Genomic DNA, 20,783 nt, shown 5'->3' on the forward strand with positions numbered 1-20,783 from the left:
TAGGCTCGCGCCATGCCCCCCGTCACACCGCCCACCCGACGCACCCAGCAGCAGCGAAGGGAGGAGACCCGGCAACGGCTTCTCGACGCCACGATCGACTGCCTGGTGGAGCACGGTTTCGCGGGTACGACCACCCAGCGGGTACAGGAACGGGCCGGGGTGTCACGGGGCGCGCTGCTGCACCACTTCGCCTCCAAGGCCGATCTGTTGGCGGCGGCGACCCACCATGTCGCCGAGCAGCGCCTCGCACACATCCGCGCAGAGACGGACGGGGGCGCCGCGCATCCGGAGCACGGGCTCGCGCTGCTGCGTACCGCGATGTCGGGACCGCACTTTCTCGCGGGCCTGGAGCTGTGGCTCGCGGCCCGCACCGATCCCGGCCTCAAGGCGGCCCTGCTGCCCGCGGAACGGGAGGTGGGCGCCGCTCAGCGCGCCGTGATCGCAGACATCTTCGGGCCAAAGGTCGCGGCGCGCGACGATTTCGCCATGCTCTGCGAATCCCTGCTGGTCCTGCACCGAGGGCTGGCGCTCACCGGTGTGCTGCGCGAGGACCCGGCGTTCGGGGACGAGATGCTGCGGTTGTGGGCGGAGCGCTTCCTCGCCTGATTCACGTGATTCACCATGTTCGCCCGATGCGCCCATTCATCCGGTCATCCGGTCAAATGGATTCATCTGATTCTCACGCAACCGTTCTACGCTGGGCCGCGTGACCCAGATGAGCCCGCCCGGCTGGCATCCTGACCCCGGGTATACAGGAATTGGCCCCGTTCACGAACGCTGGTGGGACGGCAACCAGTGGACCGACCATCTCCGCGTGCCGCCCGCCGCGATCCGCCGCCGCCGGATGCGGATCGGCATCACCGCAGGTGTGGTGGTTCTCGCCGCCATCGGGGGCGGTCTCTTCCTGCTTTCGGACAATTCCGGCGATTCGAAGGAGAGTGCGGCCACCGCCCCGTCCACCGCGCCTTCCGGCCCACCCGGAGGCGGCGGCGAGAGCCAGGCGCCCGAGCGGCAGTTGCCGCAGACCGAGGACGGCTACGCCACGGACCTGGCCGGCGGAATCAGCCTCCCGGTGCCCGACGGCTGGACGGGCAAGTCGGGGATCGCGGGCGCGGGAGTGACCACGGGCGAGTACGCCTGTCCCGGCGACTCGTCCCAGCAGTGCGTGCGCGGCGGGGTTTTCTCCATGCCGGCGAAGGCCCTGAAGCTCGACACCACAACGGCGAAGGCCACGGCGACGAAGGACATCTCCGCCAATGCGACGGAGTCCTACGGCGAGAAGATCTACGGAGGCATCACCTCGCATCAGGAGCTCAAGTCGGGGCCGGTCACCGTGGCCGGTGAGCAGGGCTATCTGGTGCGCTGGAAAGTGGTGACGAAGAGCGGCGACGACGGGTACGTCCAGTCGCTGGCGTTCCCGTCCCCCCGCTCCACGGACACACTGATCGTCGTCCGTTCCGGCTTCGACATCAACACCAAGGCGCCGGACCTCTCCGTCATGGACGACATCACCAAGGGCATCAAGGCCGCATCGGGAACGGGCTCCGGTCCCGGCACCACCGCGTAGGAGCGTGGCGGACGATCAGGACGGCAGGGCGGGCGTCGTACACCGGTGAGTACGAAAGGACGACCGGACTGAGTACGTCGTCCTATTTCCCACCGGGCCATCGCTGGTCGAATGACACCCATGGCTCCTGACACACCGCCCAGCCCCCGCATGCAGCACGTCGCCACCGCCGGTACGGCCCTGGCCGTGACCTTGGCCCCGCTGGTGATCGGCGTGCTGCTGGCCAAGACCATGGCGACGGATCCGATGACGCCGGTCAACGCGATGGTCACCAGGGGTGGGCAGCCCGTACCCATCTCGCCCGCGCAGTGGCGCAGATGCGGCAGGCATGCGCTTCGCAGGTGGAAGGGTCCGCTGGACGCCTGCAAGCGCCCGGGCGTTCTTGTGCAGCGGTGCCCCGGGGTACGTCGCCCACGACGGCTCGGGGTGCTTCTGCGAGAGCACTGACATACCGCCGGCCTCTCCTGCGGGCGGGCCCGCGGTATGTCAGGCCCGTCGGCAGTGCAGGAACAACTGGGGCTCGGCCACCGCTGCTTCGTAGGCCGGGGTGAACAGGCTGCTGTGCTCCCAGAGGACCGTGAATCCGGCCCGGGCGACCAGCTCGGTGAATTCATCGGCGCCGAAGCTGGTCGCCCGCACCTTCTGCCCCATGAAGACGACGCTGACGTCCTCGACGTCCAGCGGCACCGTCGCGACGACCAGGTGACCTCCGGGTACCAGCAGTCGCGCCAGCTTCCCCAGGAGTCGGAACTGGTCGTCGCGGGACATCTGCAGCAACGAGAAGTACACGCAGACCGCATCGAAACTCCCATCGCCCAGGGGAAGTTCGCGAATATCGGCACACTCGAAGGATGCACCGGGCACTTGTCGGACCGCCAGCTCCACCATGACGGGCGAGACGTCGACACCCAGCACATCATGACCGGCGTCGACCAGCGTCTGCGCGGTCGGCCGGCCTGTTCCGCAGCCCACGTCCAGGATCCGGCTGTGCGGTGCGATGTGCTCCAACAGCCGGTTCAGCGAGGCGTGATGGGTGACCGAGTCGGCGAACGCCCGCTCGTACTCGGCGCCCAGAGCATCGAACACCTGCCCGGCCGAGAGGCCCTGGTCTTCGTCCATCGATGTGGTCCTTCCGTTGTCCCGGCGGCTCCTCGGATCGTTTCATCATTCGCAGCGACCTTCAACGCCCGATCGGGGCACGCCACATGGGGGATCAGGGTGCCCGGTAGACGAACGAGGGGAACGGATCGTCCGTCGCTCGCCGCCAGGCAACAGCGCGGCTCCGGGCAACGGCCGCCCCGGCCGGACACCGGCCCGGACCGATGTCCGCAGCGGCAGCGGCAGCAGGATCTGCGCGGTTCCCATCCGCTCCTCCTCACCTCTCGTGAGGTTGACAGCCGGGAAGGCGGCCTGGTTGCACACCGGGACCGAGTCCAGGATTTCCCGGCCGCCGATGGCCGGGGAGGAGGAGCCGCCCCGGTCCGATGCGCGGGGCGCCGGATACGGCGTCAGGCAGAAAAACCCGGTGAACCGCCGGCACCGGCTTCACTACACTCGCCACCGATCGCGCGCTGCAAAACCATCGCAGCGCGCACCGTGACGAGTGAGGGGAGACCGGCCGTGCGTTGTCGCACCGCTGTTGTTGTCCCCCGGTCGCGGTACGAGGTGATCCTGGTGTCCTCGTGTGCCCGGTGCCTGCTGCGCGGCCGGCACCGGACGTCCGTGACGAACAACTGACCGCATTCCTAACGGTGTTGAGCCGCTCGGGGCGGCTGCGCACCGATGCGGTGTGCCGCCTGAGGGGTTTCTGCGGGGCCTGACCACAGGCCGGTTCGTCCGGAAATTGCGCCGACCCGATCCGGATCACCCGAAAGGCCATGGGCCGTGCGTACCGACCTGCACCGTCATCTCACCAGTCCACTGACCGGCGTTCGCAATCTGGGCATCCTCGCCCACGTCGATGCCGGCAAGACCACCGTCACCGAACGGATCCTCTACCTCACCGGCACCACCCACAAGCGGGGCGAGGTCCATGACGGGACGACAGTCACCGACTTCGATTCCCAGGAACGCGACCGTGGGATCACCATCTTCGCCGCTGCGGTGAGTTGTGCCTGGGACGGCCACCGGATCAATCTGATCGACACCCCGGGCCATGTCGACTTCTCCGACGAGGTGGAGCGCTCGCTGCGGGTGCTCGACGGCGCGGTCGCGGTGTTCGATGCTGTCGCCGGGGTCGAACCGCAGAGCGAGTCGGTGTGGCGGCAGGCCGATCGGCACGGGGTGCCGCGAATCGCGTTCGTCAACAAGCTGGACCGTGCCGGTGCCGACCTCGACGCGGCGGTCGCGTCGATAAAGGTGCGGCTGCACACGGTCCCGCTGGTGGTACAGCTGCCGATCGGAAAGGAGGACGGGTTCACCGGGGTGGTGGATCTGCTCCGTATGCGGTCGCTGGTCTGGGCCGACGGCCGCGGCACGTTCGAGGAGGGCCGGGTGCCGGACGCCCTGTGGGAAGAGGCGCACCGGCGCCGTCGGCTGCTCGAGGAGACGGTGGCGGAACTCCATCCGGTCGCGTTGGAGGAGTTCTGTGCGGAGTCGACCGTCTCCGCACAGACTCTGTCCGCCGCGCTGCGCGACCTGACCCGTACCGGTGAGGGCGTTGTGGTGTTGTGCGGCTCGGCCTACCGCAACCGAGGGATCGAACCGCTGCTGGAGGCCGTCGTGGCCTACCTGCCCTCGCCGCTGGATGTGCCGGCGGTACGCGGCACCCTGGACGGCGCGGTGCAGGAGCGGTCCGCCGACCCGGCGGCACCGTTCGCCGCGCTGGTGTTCAAGGTGAACTCGACCGCCACGGGGCGGCTGACCTATCTGCGCGTGTATTCGGGAACGATCCGGAAGGGGGACGCGGTGCTGGACGTGGGCGCGCGACGCAACGAGCGAATCGGCCGGATCCTGCGGGTGCAGGCCGGGCAGCACTCGGACGTGGAGCAGGCGGTGGCCGGGGACATCGTCGCGGTGATCGGGCTGAAAGCCGCCCGTGCCGGGGCGACCCTGTGCACACCCGCGGCGCCATTGGTTCTCGAGCCGCCCTCCGTGGCCGATCCGGTCGTCTCCGTGGCGGTCGAGGCCCGCAGACGCACCGACACCGAACGTTTGGTGTCGGCGCTGGCGCGATTGGTCGAGGAGGATCCTTCGCTGGCGGTCCGGACCGACCCCGAGACCGGTCAGACGGTGCTGTCCGGAATGGGGGAACTGCATCTGGAGGTCGCGGTGGAGAAGATCCGTCGTGCTCACGGGCTGGAGATCGGCGTCGGCCGGCCGCAGGTGGCCTACCGGGAGACCGTCGCCCGAGGGGTGTCCGGACTGGTGTACCGACACGTCAAGCAGGACGGAGGTGCCGGCCAGTTCGCTCATGTCGTCCTCGATGTGGAGCCGCTGGAAGCCGCCGGTGACAACGGCGGTGGCGCTGCAGTGGACTTCGTGTTCCGGTCGACCGTCGTCGGTGGCCGGGTGCCGCAGGAGTACGTCCGGGCGGTGGAGGCCGGCTGCCGGGACGCCCTGGCGGAGGGCCCCCTCGGCGGACACCCGGTGACCGGACTGCGGGTCACGCTGGCCGACGGGGCCACCCACTCCAAGGACTCCTCGGAGATGGCGTTCCGGACGGCCGGCCGGCTCGCGCTCCGTGAGGCGCTGCGCAACAGCGCGATGGTGCTGCTGGAACCGGTGGTGGAGGTCACGGTCACCGTGCCCGACGACGCCGTGGGCGGGGTGCTCGGTGACCTGGCGGCACGGCGCGGCCGGGTCTCGGGCTCGACCGCGCGGGCCGGCGCGTCGGTGATCAGCGCAACCGTTCCGCTGGCCGAGCTGTTCGGCTATGCGACCCGGCTGCGCAGCCGGACCCAGGGCCGGGGAACGTTCACCACCCGGGCCACCGGTTACGCCCCGGCGCCGAGCGCGGTGCCCCGCGGGACACCGGACCGGTAGAACCTTCGATGGCCCCGCCCGTACGCGGGCGGGGCCATCGAAGGCGCGGGGTCAGTTGTAGCCGAAGCCCCTGGGAAGCGGTACCGGTCGAAACAGGCGGGTCGGGACTGCGTCCGCCGGCGCCTGGCAGCCCGACGGGTTGAAATGCACCGGTACTGGGGCTCATGGCCTTGCCCGGCAGCGTGGCGGCAGATGGCCCGAACAACGCGGCGGGCGTGCCCCTGTCCCCGGAAGGACGGCAGGGTCAGCACGCCGAGGTCCGCGACGGTCGAGTCGTCCCAGGGGTACATGCTCGCGGCGCGGACGAGACGCTCGTCCGCGAAGGCGCCGGACACGGCCCGGTGGGCCAATTCCACGTACGCATCGTCCATGTCCTGTTCCGATGCCGAAGCCTGGAAGGCGGCGAAGACCTCCTCGTCCTGCGCGGTCGCTTGCCGGATGCCGTCTCGGCATCCCGCCAAGAGCGTGAGCCGGCGGGACGTTCCCGCGAAACAGGCCGAGTGCAGTGGGGTGACGGCCCGGCGGCGTCTGCGGGACCACCGAGGCCGGGGTATTGCCCAACCCGCACGAGGTTCTCCTGGCGGAACTGCCACAGAGAAAGCCTGTTGGAGATGGATGACGCTGCGATCGACGACTTGCATACCGGGACCCTCGCAGGGGCCCGCACCGGACCTTCGCCGGTCCACCGGGCGACCGGGTGCCTGGCAGGCTGCGGGAATCCGGCCGGCCCATGGCCACAGGACGGTGTCGCACGCCGAGCGTCCACCCGAGCCTGTCGATGTCGCGGACCTCAGCTGTCGGCTGCTCCTGGGCGGACCACGTCGCGGTAGAGCTGGAAAAGGCCGACTCGCTCGCTCCCCTCTACGCGGTCCTCCAGGAGTGACCAGCATTGCGCGACGAGCTGACGGGCCTGGGTGCCGGGCCAGGGCTGGGGCAGCAGCTCCGGGGGCAGGAGTGGGTCGGGCTCCATGGCGCGGGTGAACTCGGCGGCCAGTTCGATCGCGATGGCCAGCCGCTGGGGACCGGGAAGGCCGGCGTCCTCCTGGAGTCGCCGCAGCCGCGGTCGGGCGACGGAGACAAGTCGCTGATAGCGGTCGGCGATCTCGTCCTGTGGCCACAGGGTGCGGGCGAGTGCGGCGGGGTCGTGTTCGTTGCCCTGGCGCAGGTTGTCCGTGGTCAGCAGCGTGAGGTGGTCGAGGACATCGAGGCGACGGGCTTGGTCTTCGACGTAGGGCTCCCAGGCGTTGGCGCTCAGGTAGAGCCCGCCCTGCACGGCGGCGCCGCCGAGCCGGGTGAGGGCGGCCCGCAGGGCGTCGCGAGCGGTGCGGGCGGTCTCGGGGACCGCGAAGGCGACGAGGTGCCAGATGCCGTCCCAGGGTGCGAGGCCCGCGTCCTGCCGGAAGGCATGCGCGACGAACTCGACATCGGGCCCGAGAGCCTGCTCGGTGGCGCCGGTGGCCCGCAGGACTGCTTTGCGCCCCCTGCCTTCCTGGGTGAAGCGCCCCTCGGTGACCAGCCGCTTGACGCACAGCCGTACCTGTTGGTCGGTCATGCCGAGCAGCGGGGCGATGGCGTAGAGCTCGCCGGTGTCGACGGTGTGGTCGGTGCGGATCAGTGCCTCGACGAGCGTCCGGGTGGGGACCTGGACGGCCGGTTCCGGAGTGCGGGGTGAATCCGTTCCAGGCATGGGGCGGTGGGCCTTTCGAGCGTCGTCGAGATGGTTGATCAAGGTGCTGCGTCGGGCTGCTGAATCGGTATGCTGAATCGAGGAGCGATCGGAATCGATTCGATCGTTTACGAAATAGAGTACCTTCGGTTCACGGGTACTGAGAGTGATGCCGACTACCTCGGTCAGGTCCTGATCGATGGCGTGGTCGCGAGGCGCGGCCGATCGTCGTGGTCACCCCCGATCCGGACTGGGGCAACCAATTCGTTGCGCTCGCCACGAGAGTTCGCCGTGCGCTCGGGGAAGTGCGCGGGTCGAGCACATCGGGTCGACCTCGGTGCCGGAGCCGGCGGCGAAACCGATCATCGACATGCTTCTGATCGTCGATGACGCCGACGACGAGGAAGCTTTCGTCCCGACACTCGTGGCAGAGGGGTCCGAACTACGGGTGCGCGAAAGGCCATCGGATGCTGCGCACCCCGGAGCGCGATGCGCACCTGCACGTCTACGGCGAGGGCGCGGGGGAGATTCAGGACTATCGGGATCTGCGCGACCGGCTGCGCCATGACCGGGCTGACCGGGACATGTACGCGGCGAAGAAGCGTGAGCTCGCCAAGGAGCAGTGGCTGGACATGAACGACTACGCCCGGGCCAAGGACGATGATGTGGTCGCGCTGGTTCTCGCGCATGCGCGTGCGTGGCGTGCCGGCAGGCGTGCACAGGACGACCGGGGCCGGGACGTCGCTCCGCCGCCGAGCCCTCGCGCTCGCGCGACGCGCTTCACAGGTCGTTCCAGAAAGAGCTGAGCAGAGCGGCTGTCTCTTCGGTGCGCTCGATCTGCGGCAGATGACCGGTTCGCGGGAAGAGGTGGGTGCGTGCCCGGGGCAGGGCGGACGCGGCGTTGATGAGGTGACGGGCGGGGAGGATGCGGTCGTGGGTGCCCCAGGCGACGAGTGTCGGGGTATCGAGCGCCGAGACCTCCGCGAGCAGCTTCGTGCGCCAGTCGGGACGTACGCCGCGCCAGGTACCGAGGTCGCGGGCCACCTGCCGCAGTGTCCGGGCTGCTCCTTCGCGGCGGGCGAGAGCGAGTGCCGCGGCGATCCTTTCGGGGGTCGCGAAGTCCGGATCGTGGAAGAGGGAACGCTCCGTCAGCTGTGCGTTCCTCTCATCGGGGCGCAGGAGCAGCCGCCAGAGCAGCGGCAGGTCGAGGATGCGCAGCGCCCAGGTGACCTCGCGGCCGAATCCAGCGCTGTTGAGCAGCGTCAGCGAGGACACGCGTGCGGGGGCGTGAGCGGTGAGCTGCATCGCGATGGCGCCACCGAGGGAATTGCCGACCACGTGCACGGCGGACGTGAGGCCGAGTCGGTCGAGTACCCGCTCGACATGCCCGGCCAGTGAGGCGAGTCGGCAGTCCGGCAGGGGCTGCGACCGGCCGAACCCCGGGACGTCGATCGCGATGAGCCGGTGGTCGGGCAGGGCGGCCTGGAGCGGTGCCCAGTCCGCCAGGCTGCGGTCCAGGCCGTGCAGCAGGAGCACCGGGGGGCCGCTGCCCGCCGCGGCGTAGCGGACGGCACGTCCCGCGACGTCAACGAACTCGGTGGGGCGTGTGGTGGATTCTCTTGATGGCACGTCATATCTCCTGTCGCGCTTCACTCGGCCGCGGTCACGTCGATGATCACGCCGTCGCGAGGGCCGTCGTCGCCGGGCAGGTCGGGCACGTGGCGTGCCAGGTCGAGGAAGAAGCGTTCGGCGTCGATGGCTGTCTCCGGCGGGTGGACGCCGAGGTGACCACCGGTTCCGTCGAGTAGTTGCGCAAGCCCCAGCGCCAGGGGCAGACCCGTCGCCTCCGCCATGTCGTTGAGCAGCGCCGAGGCACCGGGTGTATCGGCAAGCCGGGCCAGAGCGGTGACCCGGCGGCCGTCGCGGGTGCCCGTGGCGGTGGCGAAGAACGGGGGCAGCGACCCGGGCCCCTTGCGGGTCATGGCACCCGCAGTGGCCCGCAGCGCGCGGGACACCGAGGGCTTGGCCAGATCGGCCGCCGCGGTCTCGTTGGTGAGTTTCCCGGCGTCGATGTCGCGGCGCAGGACATCGAGGTAGGCCACCGTGCCGGGGGTGACGACCATGAGGTTGGCGGCCTCGCCGGCCGGCCGGAAGCTGCGGTGCAAGGTGACCGGCTCGGGGTGGCCGACGGTGTAGGCCGTGCCGGAGCGTCCGGCGGATACGGAGAGGGCGACCGGCAGGAGTGGCCGCCGGTGGACGAGCCGGCCGTCGCTGACCACGGCCACTTCCCCGCTGATCTGCTCCATCCAGTGCACCGCGGCCGCGCTGGGGCGCCCGTCGGGGTCGCTCAGCTGTTCGTCGTCCTCGCCGGTGCCGGAGACATCGACGGGCCAGGCGGTGTACAGGTCCTGGACATGGTCGAGCTGCCGGACGGCGCGTGTGGCCAGCAGATTACTGACACCGGGGCTGGCGCCCATTCCCACCACGGCGCGGACGCCGGCGGCCCGGGCCTCCTCGTCCAGGCCGAGCATCTGCAATGTCGGCTCCCAGTCGTCGCAGATGTCCAGGTAGTGGGTCCCGGTCGCGATCGCGGCACGCAGCACGGTCAGGCCGAAGCGGTAGTACGGGCCGACGGTGTTGAGGACGACGTCCGCGCCTTCCAGAGCGGCGTGCAGGGCGCCGCTGTCGGTCACGTCCACCCTGAGCGCCCGCATCGGCGCGCCACCCGTGCCGTCCTCGGCGAGCCGGCACACCAGCGTCCGGGCCGCCTCCGGGTGCCGGTCGGCCACCACGATCTCGGTGACGCCGGGGAGTCCGGCCGCCACACGTACCGCTACGGCACCCATCGCTCCGGGGCCACCGAGAGCCAGAATCCTCATCACGCACTCCATTCATCGTGTGTAATACGATCGTAGACTATGCGATCGTATTCGAAGTGAGCAATCACTGATGGAGGAGAATCATGACCAACCCGCACAGCACGGATCCGGCCCCTCATGGGCCGGCCGCGGCACGGCACCGGCAAATCGGGCCGGGCAGCGCCTCACCCGGACGTCACGCGTCCGTCGTCATCGTCGGCGCGGGATTTGCGGGCCTCGGCACAGCCATCCGGCTGCTGCAGGAGGGCTACCGCGACCTGCTGATACTGGAGCGGGCCGATGAGGTCGGCGGCACATGGCGGGACAACGCCTATCCCGGGTGCGCCTGCGACGTGCCCTCGCGTCTGTACTCGTTCTCGTTCGCACCCAACCCCACCTGGAGCAGGCGCTTCGCGCCTCAGGAAGAGATCGAGCGGTACCTGAAGCGCTGCGTCGACGAATACGATCTGACACCCCGCCTTCGGCTCGGCTGCGAGCTGCAGCGCGCAACCTGGGACTCTGAGCGGCTGCGCTGGGCCCTGGACACCAGCACCGGACCACTCAGCGCCGGGCTGGTGGTGATGGCCCAAGGGCCCCTTTCGGAGCCGGCCATCCCCTCGCTGCCCGGCCTGGAGGGTTTCACCGGAGAGGTGTTCCACTCCGCCTGGTGGAGGCACGACCTGGACCTGTCGGCCAAGCGAGTCGGCGTGATCGGGACCGGCGCAAGCGCCGTCCAGTTCATCCCCCATCTGCAGCGCACGGCCCGGCATGTGACGGTCTTTCAGCGCACTCCGTCATGGATCGCCCCGCGCCGGGATCTGCCGGTCCCGGCGTGGCAGCGTCGCCTGTTCCGGCTGGCTCCGCCGGTGCAGCGACTGGCGCGAGGCTGGGAGTACATGGTTCGGGAGGCGACTTTGCCGGCACTGCTCGGCAACCGCACCATGGCCGCTCTCGGGCGCCGGGAGGCGCTGGCCCACCTGCACCGCCAGGTCAAGGATCCTGAGCTGCGGTCCAAGCTGACACCGGACTACGCATTGGGTTGCAAGCGGGTCCTGCTGTCCGACAACTACTACCCGGCACTGGTTCAACCCAACGTCCACGTCGTCACCGACCCGATCGCGAACGTCGGACCGAATACGGTCCTCACCACGCCGGGCGGCGGCGCGCAAGCCGCACCTGATGGCGCTGCACCCGCCGACACCACGCATCCCGTGGACGTACTGATCCTCGGAACCGGATTCCGTGTCACCGACGCTTCCTACGCGCAGCGCGTCATAGGTGGTGACGGACGGTCCCTGAACGAGGTCTGGCAGGGCAGCCCGCAGGCATACCTCGGCACGACCGTCGCAGGATTCCCCAACCTGTTCCTGATGGCAGGGCCCAACACGGGCGTGGGACACACCAGCCTCATCTACATGATCGAGTCACAGATCAACTACCTCATCAGCACCCTGCGGCTGATACACAGCCGCAGCCTGGTCGCTGTGGATGTACGCGCGAAGACACAGCACGCGTACAACGCCGAACTGCAGAACCGGATGGCTCCCACCGTCTGGGCCGCAGGCGGCTGCTCCGGCTGGTACCAGGACCGCACGGGCCGTATCACCACCATCTGGCCCGCGCCAACCTGGCGGTTTCGCCGTCGCACCCGAGCCATCGACCCGAAAGATTATGTGCTGACGGCATCGTGCGACGCCCCGGACCGGCACGTATCCGGCGGGCCCGACCGCGTCTGCGCCGACGAAGCGCAGCCGGGGTCATGACGAGCCCTCGACGCCCCGGGGCGATCGGTTGCACCTGCGGCCGACGGAGACTTCTGTCCAAGGAGTCGCTGGTGTCCACGGCACTGAGCCGTACCCCGGCCACCCGGCTTTTCGCCTTCGAGGCGCTGAGCACCGTACTGTTCGCGGTGCCCATGCTGATGGTCACCACAGCAGGCCGTCCCAGAGTGCCCGAATGGGCCCAGTTACTGGGGCTGGCACTGCTCCTCACGATGATCGGCGCGCTTGTCCATACGTGTCGGCTGACCATCGCCGGTGGGCTGAAACTGACCACCCGTGGGGCCACCGGGCCGGGCGAGGGCGTGACCAGGCGACTGCGCCAACAGTCCGTAGTGGAGCGGTGGTTGGGGTGGCTGCTGGTTCTGTATCCGGCCGTGCTGGTGATCCTGCTGCCTGTCCCCGACACATGGGTGCGTTTCTGGTTCTGGTCCACGCTGCTTCTCAGCCTGTCCGGGATGCTCTCACTCTGCATGCTGCTGCGCGGCGCGGGCCACGCCGACTGCCGACAGGGAGGGCTTCTGAAGGCCGCGGGCCCGTAGCGCCGACCAAGCCGCGCCAGGTGGGGTACACACAGGCGTGCTCCACGATTCCGACGCGATCAGACGACACAGCCCAGCACGTTCACTGGTGGGTCCGTAACGCGTAGGTCGCCGGCTCGATTCCGACGGGCTACCCCGGAAAGGCCCGTCGAGTACGTCAGCGCACTGTGCCTGCACGCAGAGAGTCTGCTGATCGGACCGGCCTGGGACGAAGCCGAGGCATGAATCGCACGGGCCGACAGCCACGAGCAGCGCCTGAACCCGCTCAAGGGTTCACCGTTGCTGCCGGAAATCGTTGAGCCTCGCGCCGAGGATCTCAAGCCGTTCATACGCGGCTGGAGCCAGTACGGACCCACCCGCTGATCGCCCCCTCCGCCGGACTTCCGGCCCGCCGAAGGTGTCCGGCGTCAGAACACCCCGGCTCCCGGTGGCCTCGTCGACAAAGGGACCGAGGCAAACGGGCTCGCCAGGTCCCGGCCATCGAGGAGATCCGCCCGCTCGTCGCCCAGCACGTTCTGGCAGCCGACCCCGAACCGGACGCCCGCACGGTCACCGGGCCTCGGGGCGGCCGTATCTCCACCGCAGTCCTGCGTGACGCCACCCACTGGGACGACGTCGCCACCAAGCTCGGGTACGAGCACCTGCGCCGCCATGACCTCCGGCACACGGGACTCACCCGGTTCGCCGATGCCGGGGTCCAGGTGCACGTCCTGCGCAAGATCGCCGGGAACGGCTCACTGACCACCGCCCAGAAGCATCTGCGCCCCGACGTGCACAAGATCAACGCCGTCGGCGCCGCTCTCTCGGCATACCTCAGCGCGCTGCGCGCCCCGCGCTCCCTGCCGAGCGCGATCGCGGCCGCCCGCTGACACGGTCGCGAACACCGAGCGGAGCCGCGGGTCGACGAGGTGCCGGTGGAAGTCCTCCGCCACGTCGACCCCCTCGACGGTCACGGGTGCGTCGGCCAGGGCCCGCATGAACGCCCAGTACGCCTGGAACATGCCGTTGCCCCGCAGAATGTGGACGAGCCGGTCGCGCAAGCGCTCGTACCCGACGGCGTCGGTGGCGTACGAGCCGATCCACTTCGTCAGTTGGGGGACGACCTCCCTGCGCGACGGCGGCGTCGCCGAGGAGGTCCCTCAACGCGCGGTCGACGTCAATGCCGGCCGCTTCCTCGGACGTGAGCCACGGCACCTTCGTGTGCTCCTTCTCCATCAGAGCGAGGAAGGCGAGGCTGCCGGACCTGACGGAGACCTGCCCCATGCCCCATGCGTCCGGGCCTCCATCGACGGCGACCGTGGCGATGTCGAAGGCAGCGCGAGCGACGCCGACAGCGGACAGTCGCCGACGAGAGCGCTCAGGCTGGCCAACCACAGCGCTCAGCCACACTCCCGGCCCCACCCGGGAGGCGCTCAGCCCACGACCCGCTGCAACATGACTCAAACCAGTTCGGGCTGCGGTTCGCGTCGCGGTTCCGGCAGATACGCCGACGCGGCCTTCCGGTCCCACAGCTTGGTGGTCCGTACGTAGCCGTAGACCACTGAGGTCATCGCCAGAATGAGCAGCGGACCGAACACCCACGGATGTCCGGCCATCTCCACCGACAGATAGCGATACGACGCCAAGAGCCCAGCGAAGACCGCGGCGCCGTAGACGACCAGCTGGATTCCCGACCGGTCCCAGCCGCGGTCGAGCGAGCGCAGCGCCGTCTCGATCGTGAGCGTGAACACCACACCGGCGACGATGTCCGCGCCGTAGTGGTAGCCGAAGCCCAGCGTTGCACCGAGCGTGGCGATCAGCCAGAACGCGCCTGCGAATCGCAGAGCCCGCGGGCCCTTGCGGGAATGAATGAAGATCGCGGTAGCCCACGCCGTGTGCAGACTGGGCATGCAATTGCGCGGGGTGATCTCGTCGAAGAGCATCGGGTGCGGCGTACTGACCGGCGGCGGCGTGTCCGGCCACAGGTTGGCCACCGCCCAGTGCCCCCCGTCCGCGCCGTAGGCGAAGATCGGTCCGACGACCGGGAAGATCATGTAGATGCCCGGCCCGAGCAGGCCGATGACCAGAAAGGTACGCACCAGATGATGGCCCGGGAAGCGGCGCTCGACCGCCACGTTGCGCAGCTGGTACAGCGCGACGACGACCGCGGCCACCGCGAGCTGAATGTAGACCCAGTCGAGAACGTGGGCGCCGACCGTGCCGGTAGCGGCGACAAACCGGCCTACCAGCCACGACGGGTTACCCAACGCATGATCGGCGGTTGCCACGTACTGGTCGAGCACCGCCGGGCGGGTCTTCGACGTGATCAGCAGCCAGGTGTAGCCGGTCTTGCGGCCGGCCACCAGCAGCAGGGCCAGTCCGACGCCTTTCAGCAGCAGGACACGGTCCCGGTCGGTGCGGCGCGTGACAGCGATGACGGCACAGGCCAAAGTCACCCACAACGCGCCGTTGCCGAACATCATCTCGGCGTCGACCGCCCACCGCACGAGCCAGAAGACGATGTCGATGCCGATCGCGGCGCCGACCGCGATGAACCGCTGCCGCCAGGTGAGCACCACCATCATCAACGCCATACTGACGTACAACACCGTCCCCGATTTGGGGGCGAATATCACCTCTCGCGCCTGGTCGGTGATCGGCCCCGGCTCGCCGTACCGACGCGCGGCGACCTCCAGTGCAATGAGGAATCCGAGGGCCGCCACACTCACCGCGACCCACAGCATGACGCGCGGTTGACGCCATGCAGCGAACCTGGTTCTGCCGTCTATTCGCGAAAACATTCGCGTTACCTTAGATATCAATTTTCAGCCGCTTTGTCATATTTCAATGTGATCGTTGCGAGCTCGAACATGCTAACGGAACGGGTGGGTTTCACTGATCACAGGTACGCCGAATACAGCGACCAGCTCCCCTTTTCCTGCGCGGCGGACATGAAACGCCGCGCGCCCCACACGGCCCCGGATTAGGGCGGCGCGGGCGGCTCGGTGGACGGGAGGGCGGGCGTCGGGGCGAGCTCGACGGCGACAGTGACGGTCGAGGGCAGCGCGAGCGACGCCGCCGGCGGATAGTCGCCAACAAGAGTGCTCAGACTGGCCACCTGCAGCGCTCAGCCACACCAGGGGGCCACTGACTCTGTCGGATGCTGCCCACCTACCGCGAACCAGCCCCAACCCGGGCATGCGATCACACTGCGACCACCACGCCCCCGGACGCACGAAAGGCCGCCTTCCGATTCCTGAGTGGGCGTTTAGGTATGTCTGGTGGAGCTATAACGCCTTTGTGACCAGTGGCTTTTGAGGCGACTTGCCGCATGAGCGGGGATTGACATGCGCGAAGACGGCGATCTGTGCGCCCGTTTAGCTCGCACATGCTGCACAGATTCCGTCTGGTCTAGCAATGACCTGGAAGCTCCCTGCCGGTAAGGAGCTTCCAGGCACTTCGGGCCGTGCGCGTTAGCAATATATGCGGCAAAGCATGTCGAAACGTTCGGCGCGAACCAACATCAAACGCCCACTCAGAACTCGGCAACATTTGAGCGTCCTGGACGAAGCGGCCGCTCTCCATATCTGCCGACAAACGCTCTCCGTTGTCACCTGCATAGCCAACCATCAGTGGCGCTCCGCCGCCGGCGTACCGCGCACCCCCGTCAAGGCCCCCCGTACATCCCCGTGAGCAGCCGCGTCGTCCTCTACAGCGCCCGCGATGTGGAGAAGACCACCGGACCGGGGATGACGCGGCGCTCGGTGAGCAGCCGGCAGCAGGACGGCGCCGCTAGAGCCCGTGGTCCCCAACTGGTCCCCAAGAAACACGGAAAGGCGGTACCGGATTTCTCCGATACCGCCTGCGACCTGCGAAAACACAAGTCGGGACGACAGGATTTGAACCTGCGACCCCTTGACCCCCAGTCAAGTGCGCTACCAAGCTGCGCCACGTCCCGATACCCGCCTGACCTGGGATTTCCCCTGGCCGAACGCGCATGAGAACAATACCGCACTTCGACGGGTGGTCACGAACGCCTTTCCCGACTTGACCTCAACCAAACTTGATGTTCAACGCTGGGTCCATGACGAACACGACCGCTGCGCCTACGGGCGACTACCGCGACATGAACCGGCTGATGAGCCTGATGACGGGGGACGAGAAGCACGGCCCCGCCGCGACCTCCACGCTTGATGCCCTCTGGGTGCTTTACGACCGGGTGCTGCGGGTGACTCCCGGCACCGCCGACGCGCCCGACCGCGACCGTTTCCTGCTGTCCAAGGGGCACGGCCCGATGGCGTACTACGCGGTCCTGGCCGCGCACGGCTTCTTCGGCGAGGAGCTGCTCTCCGGGTTCGGGGCGTACGACTCACCGCTCGGGCATCACCCGGACCGGACGCTGGCGCCGGGGATCGAGATCGGCAGCGGGTCGCTGGGGCACGGGCTGCCACTGGCCGTGGGGAGCGTGCTCGGTCTACGGGCGCAGGGACTGACCGACCCGAGAGTGTGGGTGCTGATCGGGGACGCCGAGCTGGACGAGGGCAGCAATCACGAGGCCCTCGCCTACGCGGGCCCGGCCGGGCTGGAACAGCTGCACACCGTGGTGATCGACAACGCGTCGGCGTCCTACGGCCGGCCCGGTGGCATCGCGGCCCGGTTCGCGGCTGCGGGCTGGTCGGTCGACTCCGTCGACGGACGGGACCACGAGGCGTTGTACGCGGCCTTCACCGCACCACACCCTGGGCGGCCGCGGGCCGTGGTCGCGCGTGTCGGCCCCAAGAACTGAACGCACCGGGCGAAGACCGAAGAGACAGAAGCAACGAAACCGGAGAGGGACACTTCACATGGACACGATGCGTGACCGCTTCATCTCGACCACCTCACAGCTGCTGGACGAGGACCCCCGCCTCGCGCTGGTGCTGGCCGAGATCAGCCGGGACGGCTTCGACCGGGCCGCGCGGGCCCATCCGGACCGGGTCATCAATGTGGGAATCAGGGAACAGCTGCTGATCGGGACGGGCGCCGGGATGGCACTCACCGGCCTGCGGCCGATCGTGCACACCTTCGCCAGCTTTCTGGTCGAGCGGCCGTTCGAGCAGGTCAAGCTGGACTTCGGCCATCAGGGAGTGGGCGGGGTGCTGGTGAGTGCCGGAGGCTCGTACGACTGGCCGGCCGGCGGCTTCACCCATATGTCACCGGGCGATGTCGCCCTCATGGACACCCTCGACGGCTGGACGGTGCACGTCCCGGGCCACCCCGACGAGGCCGAGGAGCTGCTGCGGCAGGCTGCGGCCGGGGACGGCCGGGTGTACGTACGGCTGTCGCTGCAGTCCAACGACCGGGCGCGGCCGGTCGGTGCGGGGACCGGGTTCACCACGGTGCGGGAGGGAGAGGGCGGGGTGGTGATCGCGGTCGGGCCGATGCTCGACAATGTCCTCGCGGCGACCGACGGCCTCGATGTGACCGTGCTGTACGCGACGACGGTGCGCCCCTTCGACGAAGTCGGGCTGCGGCGGGCGGTCGCTGATCACGCGGCTGCCGATGTGGTGATCGTCGAACCGTATCTGGCAGGCACGTCCACGGCGGCGGCCAATGACGCGCTCGCCGAGCTGCCACACCGCGTGCTGGGCCTCGGGGTGGGACGGGCCGAGCTGCGCAAGTACGGGGAAATGGACGAGCACCTCGCCGCCCATGGTCTGGATCCGCGGGGGCTGCGGGAGCGGATCGGCGGTTTCCTCCGCCGATGACCGGGGCGGTGGCCCTCGGACCGGGGGCAACCGCTCTCCCCCGGCAGCGCCGGGAGCAGGAAGTCACCACCAAGTCACAGAGTGCGCTCCTGGCCCATTGACCCCATCAAGACCTGAACCTACCCTGAGCGATGCACTCCAGAAAGCGCTTTCTAAATCCCGCAGTCGGCATCTACCGCACAGGGAGCGCCCATGAGTCATCACCATCGCCCGTTGCAAAGCCGCCCGTTACGAGGTCACCGCTTTCCGTCGCCGCTCATCGCCGTCACCGCACTCCTGGCGTTGGTCGTCGGTTTTCTGGGGGCCTCGCCGCCCCGGGCCCACGCGGCTTCCTTCCGGGTCCTGGTCTACTCCGAGGTCACCAACTTCCCTCACGACTCGATTCCCGCCGGGATCGAAGCGATCAAGAAAATAGGCGCCGAGAACGGCTTCGAGGTCGAGGCGACCGACGACTCCGCCGTCTTCAATGACACCGATCTCGCCCACTTCCAGGCGGTCGTGTTCAACAACACCAACTCCACACCGGAGACGGGTGACTTGCTGAACGCGGACGAGCGGGAGGCCCTGCAGAGGTACATCCGTGCGGGAGGCGGCTGGGTCGGTCTGCATGCCGCGTCCGCCAGTGAGCGACTGGGACTGGTACGAGGGTCTTGTCGGCGCCATCTTCGACCAGCACCCGGCCGTGCAGACCGGCCGGATCAAGGTCCTCGACCACGCACACCCCTCCACCAAGGGCCTTCCGGACCTCTGGGAGCGTACGGAGGAGTGGTACAACTGGCGCACCAATCCCACCTCCAAGGTGCACACCCTCGCGCAGATCAAGGTGCGCGACGGCGTCACCGGGCTCGACGAGGGCGTGGACCATCCGTGGTCGTGGTGCCAGAACTACGACGGCGGCCGCTCCTGGTTCACCGCGGGCGGGCACGCGTCCTCGGCGTTCCAGGAGGAGGGCTTCGTCCAGCACCTTCTCGGCGGTATCGAATGGGCCGCGGGTGCGAAGCCCGGTGACTGCACGGCCACGCGGACCGGTTCGTTCCAGCGGACCGCGCTGACCACCAGCGACCTCGCCGACCCGTTCGAACTGGCCGTCGCCCCCGACCGCCGGGTGTTCTTCGCCCAGCGCACCGGGAAGCTGAAGGTCATCGACCAGCAGACGATGAAGGTGTCGACTGCGCTGGACTTCGCGTACACACCGGAGATGACCAGTCAGTCCGACGGACTGCTCGGCCTCGCCCTCGACCCGGGCTTCGCAACGAACAACTGGCTCTACCTGCTGCACTCCGACAAGACCGAGAAACAACTCGATCTCTCCCGGTTCACCGTCACCGGCAATACCGTGGATCCCGCTTCAAAGAAGCGGCTGTTGACCATTGCGACCTGGCGGGGCGAGGGCCGGGCCAACTCCCATATGGCCGGTTCGCTCGCCTTCGACAAGGCCGGCAATCTGTACGCGGCGACCGGGGACAACACCGATCCGTTCGCCTCGGACGGCTTCAGCCCGATCGACGAGGGCGCGGGTCGGCGCGCCTGGGACGCGCAGGGTACGGCGGGCAATACGAACGATCTGCGCGGCAAGATTCTGCGCATCACACCCAGGGACGACGGTACGTACACCGTTCCCGAGGGCAATCTCTTCGCGCCCGGTACGGAGAAGACGCGTCCGGAGATCTACGCGATGGGGATGCGCAATCCCTTCCGGATCACCACCGATCCGCTGAGCGGCGCGCTGATGGTCGCCGACTACGGTCCGGACGCCAAGGAGCCGGTCGCCGACCGCGGGCCGGAGGGGACCGTCGAGTACACCCGTATCACGAAGGCGGGGAACTTCGGCTGGCCGTACTGCATCGGCAACAACACTCCTTTCAATGACTACGACTTCACAGCGAAGAAGTCGGGTCCGAAGTTCGACTGCGCGGCGCTCGTCAATGACTCACCGAACAACACCGGGCTGCGGGAACTGCCGCCCGCCCAGCCCGCCACCGTCTGGTACGCCTACTCCGCGTCCGCCGAATTCCCGGAACTCGGAACCGGAGGCGGCGGCCCGATGAGCGGTCCCGTCTACGACTACGACCCGGACAACACCTACCGCACCAAATTCCCGGAGTACTTCGAGGGGAAGTGGATCAACTACGAGCTGACCCGCCGGTGGTTCAAGACGTTCTCCTTCCAGCAGAAGGACCAGACGTTCGGTGATCCGCGGTTCGCTCCCGTCAAGGCCGGTGAACTCCAGTCCATCAACGGCATCTTCCAGGACATGCAGTGGAACCAGCCCTTCGATGCCGAATTCGGTCCCGACGGGGCGCTGTACGTCATCGACTTCGGGCTCGGCAGCGGTACGGGCCGCGGTGGCAGCAATGAGGGTGCCGGCATCTACCGGATCGACTACGTCGGTGACGGACGGCTGCCCGATGCGAAGATCACCGCAAGCCGGGACAACGGTCCGGCGCCGCTGACGGTCGACTTCTCCAGCGCCGGTTCCGGACTGCCCGGCGACCGGCCGGTCTCGTACGCCTGGGACTTCGACGGGAACGGGACCACCGACTCGACCGACGCGAACCCCTCGTACACCTATCGCACGAAGGGACTGGTCACCGCGCGGCTGACGGTCACCGGGCCCGGCGGTCTCACGGCGCAGGCCGTGCAGGACATCACCGTCGGCAAC

General features: G+C 68.6%; 18 protein-coding genes, 1 tRNA gene and 1 pseudogene. 12 read left to right on the forward strand and 8 right to left on the reverse strand.

All coding sequences use genetic code 11. From position 1 onward, the window contains the following. Window positions 1-12 precede the first annotated feature (12 nt). From IEZ15_RS25715 to IEZ15_RS25725, 3 genes are all read left to right on the forward strand, one after another. Window positions 13-606 (forward strand): TetR/AcrR family transcriptional regulator, encoded by a 594-nt coding sequence (locus tag IEZ15_RS25715; RefSeq protein WP_114247895.1) that lies wholly within the window; start codon window positions 13-15, stop codon window positions 604-606. Window positions 607-715: 109 nt separating this feature from the next. Next, window positions 716-1,567: a DUF2510 domain-containing protein gene (locus IEZ15_RS25720; RefSeq protein ID WP_189279633.1), complete on the forward strand. Its 852-nt coding sequence runs from the start codon at window positions 716-718 to the stop codon at window positions 1,565-1,567. Window positions 1,568-1,687: 120 nt separating this feature from the next. Next, window positions 1,688-2,014, forward strand: a complete 327-nt coding sequence (locus IEZ15_RS25725) for a hypothetical protein (RefSeq protein ID WP_189279563.1) — start codon at window positions 1,688-1,690, stop codon at window positions 2,012-2,014. A gap of 39 nt (window positions 2,015-2,053) precedes the next feature. Here IEZ15_RS25725 and IEZ15_RS25730 read toward each other — a convergent pair whose 3' ends face one another. After that, a complete protein-coding gene (locus IEZ15_RS25730; protein ID WP_189279564.1) occupies window positions 2,054-2,686 on the reverse strand; it encodes a class I SAM-dependent methyltransferase in 633 nt (210 codons plus the stop codon). Between the two features lie 765 nt (window positions 2,687-3,451). Between IEZ15_RS25730 and fusA the strand changes: the two genes are divergently transcribed. Beyond that, window positions 3,452-5,551, forward strand: coding sequence for an elongation factor G (fusA, locus tag IEZ15_RS25735; RefSeq protein ID WP_189279565.1), 2,100 nt, complete (start codon window positions 3,452-3,454; stop codon window positions 5,549-5,551). Here fusA and IEZ15_RS47185 read toward each other — a convergent pair. Then, complete coding sequence (locus IEZ15_RS47185; protein WP_373302620.1) at window positions 5,503-6,441, reverse strand: GNAT family N-acetyltransferase; 939 nt, start codon at window positions 6,439-6,441, stop codon at window positions 5,503-5,505. The two genes, fusA and IEZ15_RS47185, sit on opposite strands and share 49 nt — an antisense overlap. Further along, window positions 6,342-7,238 carry a PaaX family transcriptional regulator C-terminal domain-containing protein gene (locus IEZ15_RS25740; RefSeq protein ID WP_189279566.1) on the reverse strand — a complete coding sequence of 299 codons (897 nt, stop codon included), beginning with the start codon at window positions 7,236-7,238 and terminating at the stop codon, window positions 6,342-6,344. The genes IEZ15_RS47185 and IEZ15_RS25740 overlap by 100 nt, the downstream gene beginning before the upstream one ends. Before the next feature lie 178 nt (window positions 7,239-7,416). On the opposite strand from IEZ15_RS25740, the gene IEZ15_RS46455 reads away from it, so the two are divergent. Together IEZ15_RS46455 and IEZ15_RS46460 are read left to right on the forward strand one after the other, a co-directional pair. After that, complete coding sequence (locus tag IEZ15_RS46455) at window positions 7,417-7,785, forward strand: GrpB family protein (RefSeq protein ID WP_268250424.1); 369 nt, start codon at window positions 7,417-7,419, stop codon at window positions 7,783-7,785. Next, a complete protein-coding gene (locus IEZ15_RS46460; protein WP_268250425.1) occupies window positions 7,685-8,023 on the forward strand; it encodes a GrpB family protein in 339 nt (112 codons plus the stop codon). Before IEZ15_RS46455 ends, IEZ15_RS46460 begins: the two co-directional genes overlap by 101 nt. On the opposite strand, the gene IEZ15_RS25750 is transcribed toward IEZ15_RS46460, so the two are convergent. Both IEZ15_RS25750 and IEZ15_RS25755 read right to left on the reverse strand, forming a co-directional pair. Continuing rightward, window positions 7,998-8,846 (reverse strand): alpha/beta fold hydrolase, encoded by an 849-nt coding sequence (locus tag IEZ15_RS25750; protein ID WP_189279567.1) that lies wholly within the window; start codon window positions 8,844-8,846, stop codon window positions 7,998-8,000. The two genes, IEZ15_RS46460 and IEZ15_RS25750, sit on opposite strands and share 26 nt — an antisense overlap. 20 nt (window positions 8,847-8,866) lie before the next feature. Continuing rightward, window positions 8,867-10,096: a saccharopine dehydrogenase family protein gene (locus tag IEZ15_RS25755; protein WP_189279568.1), complete on the reverse strand. Its 1,230-nt coding sequence runs from the start codon at window positions 10,094-10,096 to the stop codon at window positions 8,867-8,869. Window positions 10,097-10,179: 83 nt separating this feature from the next. On the opposite strand from IEZ15_RS25755, the gene IEZ15_RS25760 reads away from it, so the two are divergent. The 3 genes from IEZ15_RS25760 to IEZ15_RS47190 all read left to right on the forward strand — a co-directional run bounded on the left by IEZ15_RS25760 (window position 10,180) and on the right by IEZ15_RS47190 (window position 13,264). Then, the gene (locus IEZ15_RS25760) at window positions 10,180-11,838 is read left to right on the forward strand and encodes a flavin-containing monooxygenase (protein WP_189279569.1); all 1,659 of its coding nucleotides are present in this window, start codon (window positions 10,180-10,182) and stop codon (window positions 11,836-11,838) included. 71 nt (window positions 11,839-11,909) lie between these two features. Continuing rightward, window positions 11,910-12,395: a hypothetical protein gene (locus IEZ15_RS25765; RefSeq protein WP_189279570.1), complete on the forward strand. Its 486-nt coding sequence runs from the start codon at window positions 11,910-11,912 to the stop codon at window positions 12,393-12,395. A gap of 701 nt (window positions 12,396-13,096) precedes the next feature. Beyond that, window positions 13,097-13,264 (forward strand): hypothetical protein, encoded by a 168-nt coding sequence (locus tag IEZ15_RS47190; RefSeq protein WP_229846114.1) that lies wholly within the window; start codon window positions 13,097-13,099, stop codon window positions 13,262-13,264. Window positions 13,265-13,834: 570 nt separating this feature from the next. Here the strand turns inward: IEZ15_RS47190 and IEZ15_RS25775 are convergent. The 3 genes from IEZ15_RS25775 to IEZ15_RS25780 all read right to left on the reverse strand — a co-directional run bounded on the left by IEZ15_RS25775 (window position 13,835) and on the right by IEZ15_RS25780 (window position 16,332). Beyond that, window positions 13,835-15,118 (reverse strand): phosphatase PAP2 family protein, encoded by a 1,284-nt coding sequence (locus IEZ15_RS25775; protein WP_229846115.1) that lies wholly within the window; start codon window positions 15,116-15,118, stop codon window positions 13,835-13,837. A gap of 239 nt (window positions 15,119-15,357) precedes the next feature. Further along, window positions 15,358-15,492 carry a hypothetical protein gene (locus tag IEZ15_RS46465; RefSeq protein WP_268250426.1) on the reverse strand — a complete coding sequence of 45 codons (135 nt, stop codon included), beginning with the start codon at window positions 15,490-15,492 and terminating at the stop codon, window positions 15,358-15,360. A gap of 766 nt (window positions 15,493-16,258) precedes the next feature. Further along, a tRNA-Pro gene (locus IEZ15_RS25780) sits at window positions 16,259-16,332 on the reverse strand. A gap of 126 nt (window positions 16,333-16,458) precedes the next feature. Between IEZ15_RS25780 and IEZ15_RS25785 the strand changes: the two genes are divergently transcribed. The 3 genes and pseudogenes from IEZ15_RS25785 to IEZ15_RS25795 form a co-directional block, all read left to right on the forward strand. After that, complete coding sequence (locus IEZ15_RS25785; protein WP_189279572.1) at window positions 16,459-17,160, forward strand: thiamine pyrophosphate-binding protein; 702 nt, start codon at window positions 16,459-16,461, stop codon at window positions 17,158-17,160. 58 nt (window positions 17,161-17,218) lie between these two features. Further along, window positions 17,219-18,121, forward strand: a complete 903-nt coding sequence (locus IEZ15_RS25790) for a transketolase family protein (RefSeq protein ID WP_189279573.1) — start codon at window positions 17,219-17,221, stop codon at window positions 18,119-18,121. A 192-nt stretch (window positions 18,122-18,313) separates the two neighbouring features. Next, window positions 18,314-20,783, forward strand: a pseudogene (locus IEZ15_RS25795) (ThuA domain-containing protein); the annotation flags it as partial.

Source organism: Streptomyces atratus (assembly GCF_014648655.1).
Taxonomy (GTDB): Bacteria; Actinomycetota; Actinomycetes; order Streptomycetales; family Streptomycetaceae; genus Streptomyces; species Streptomyces atratus.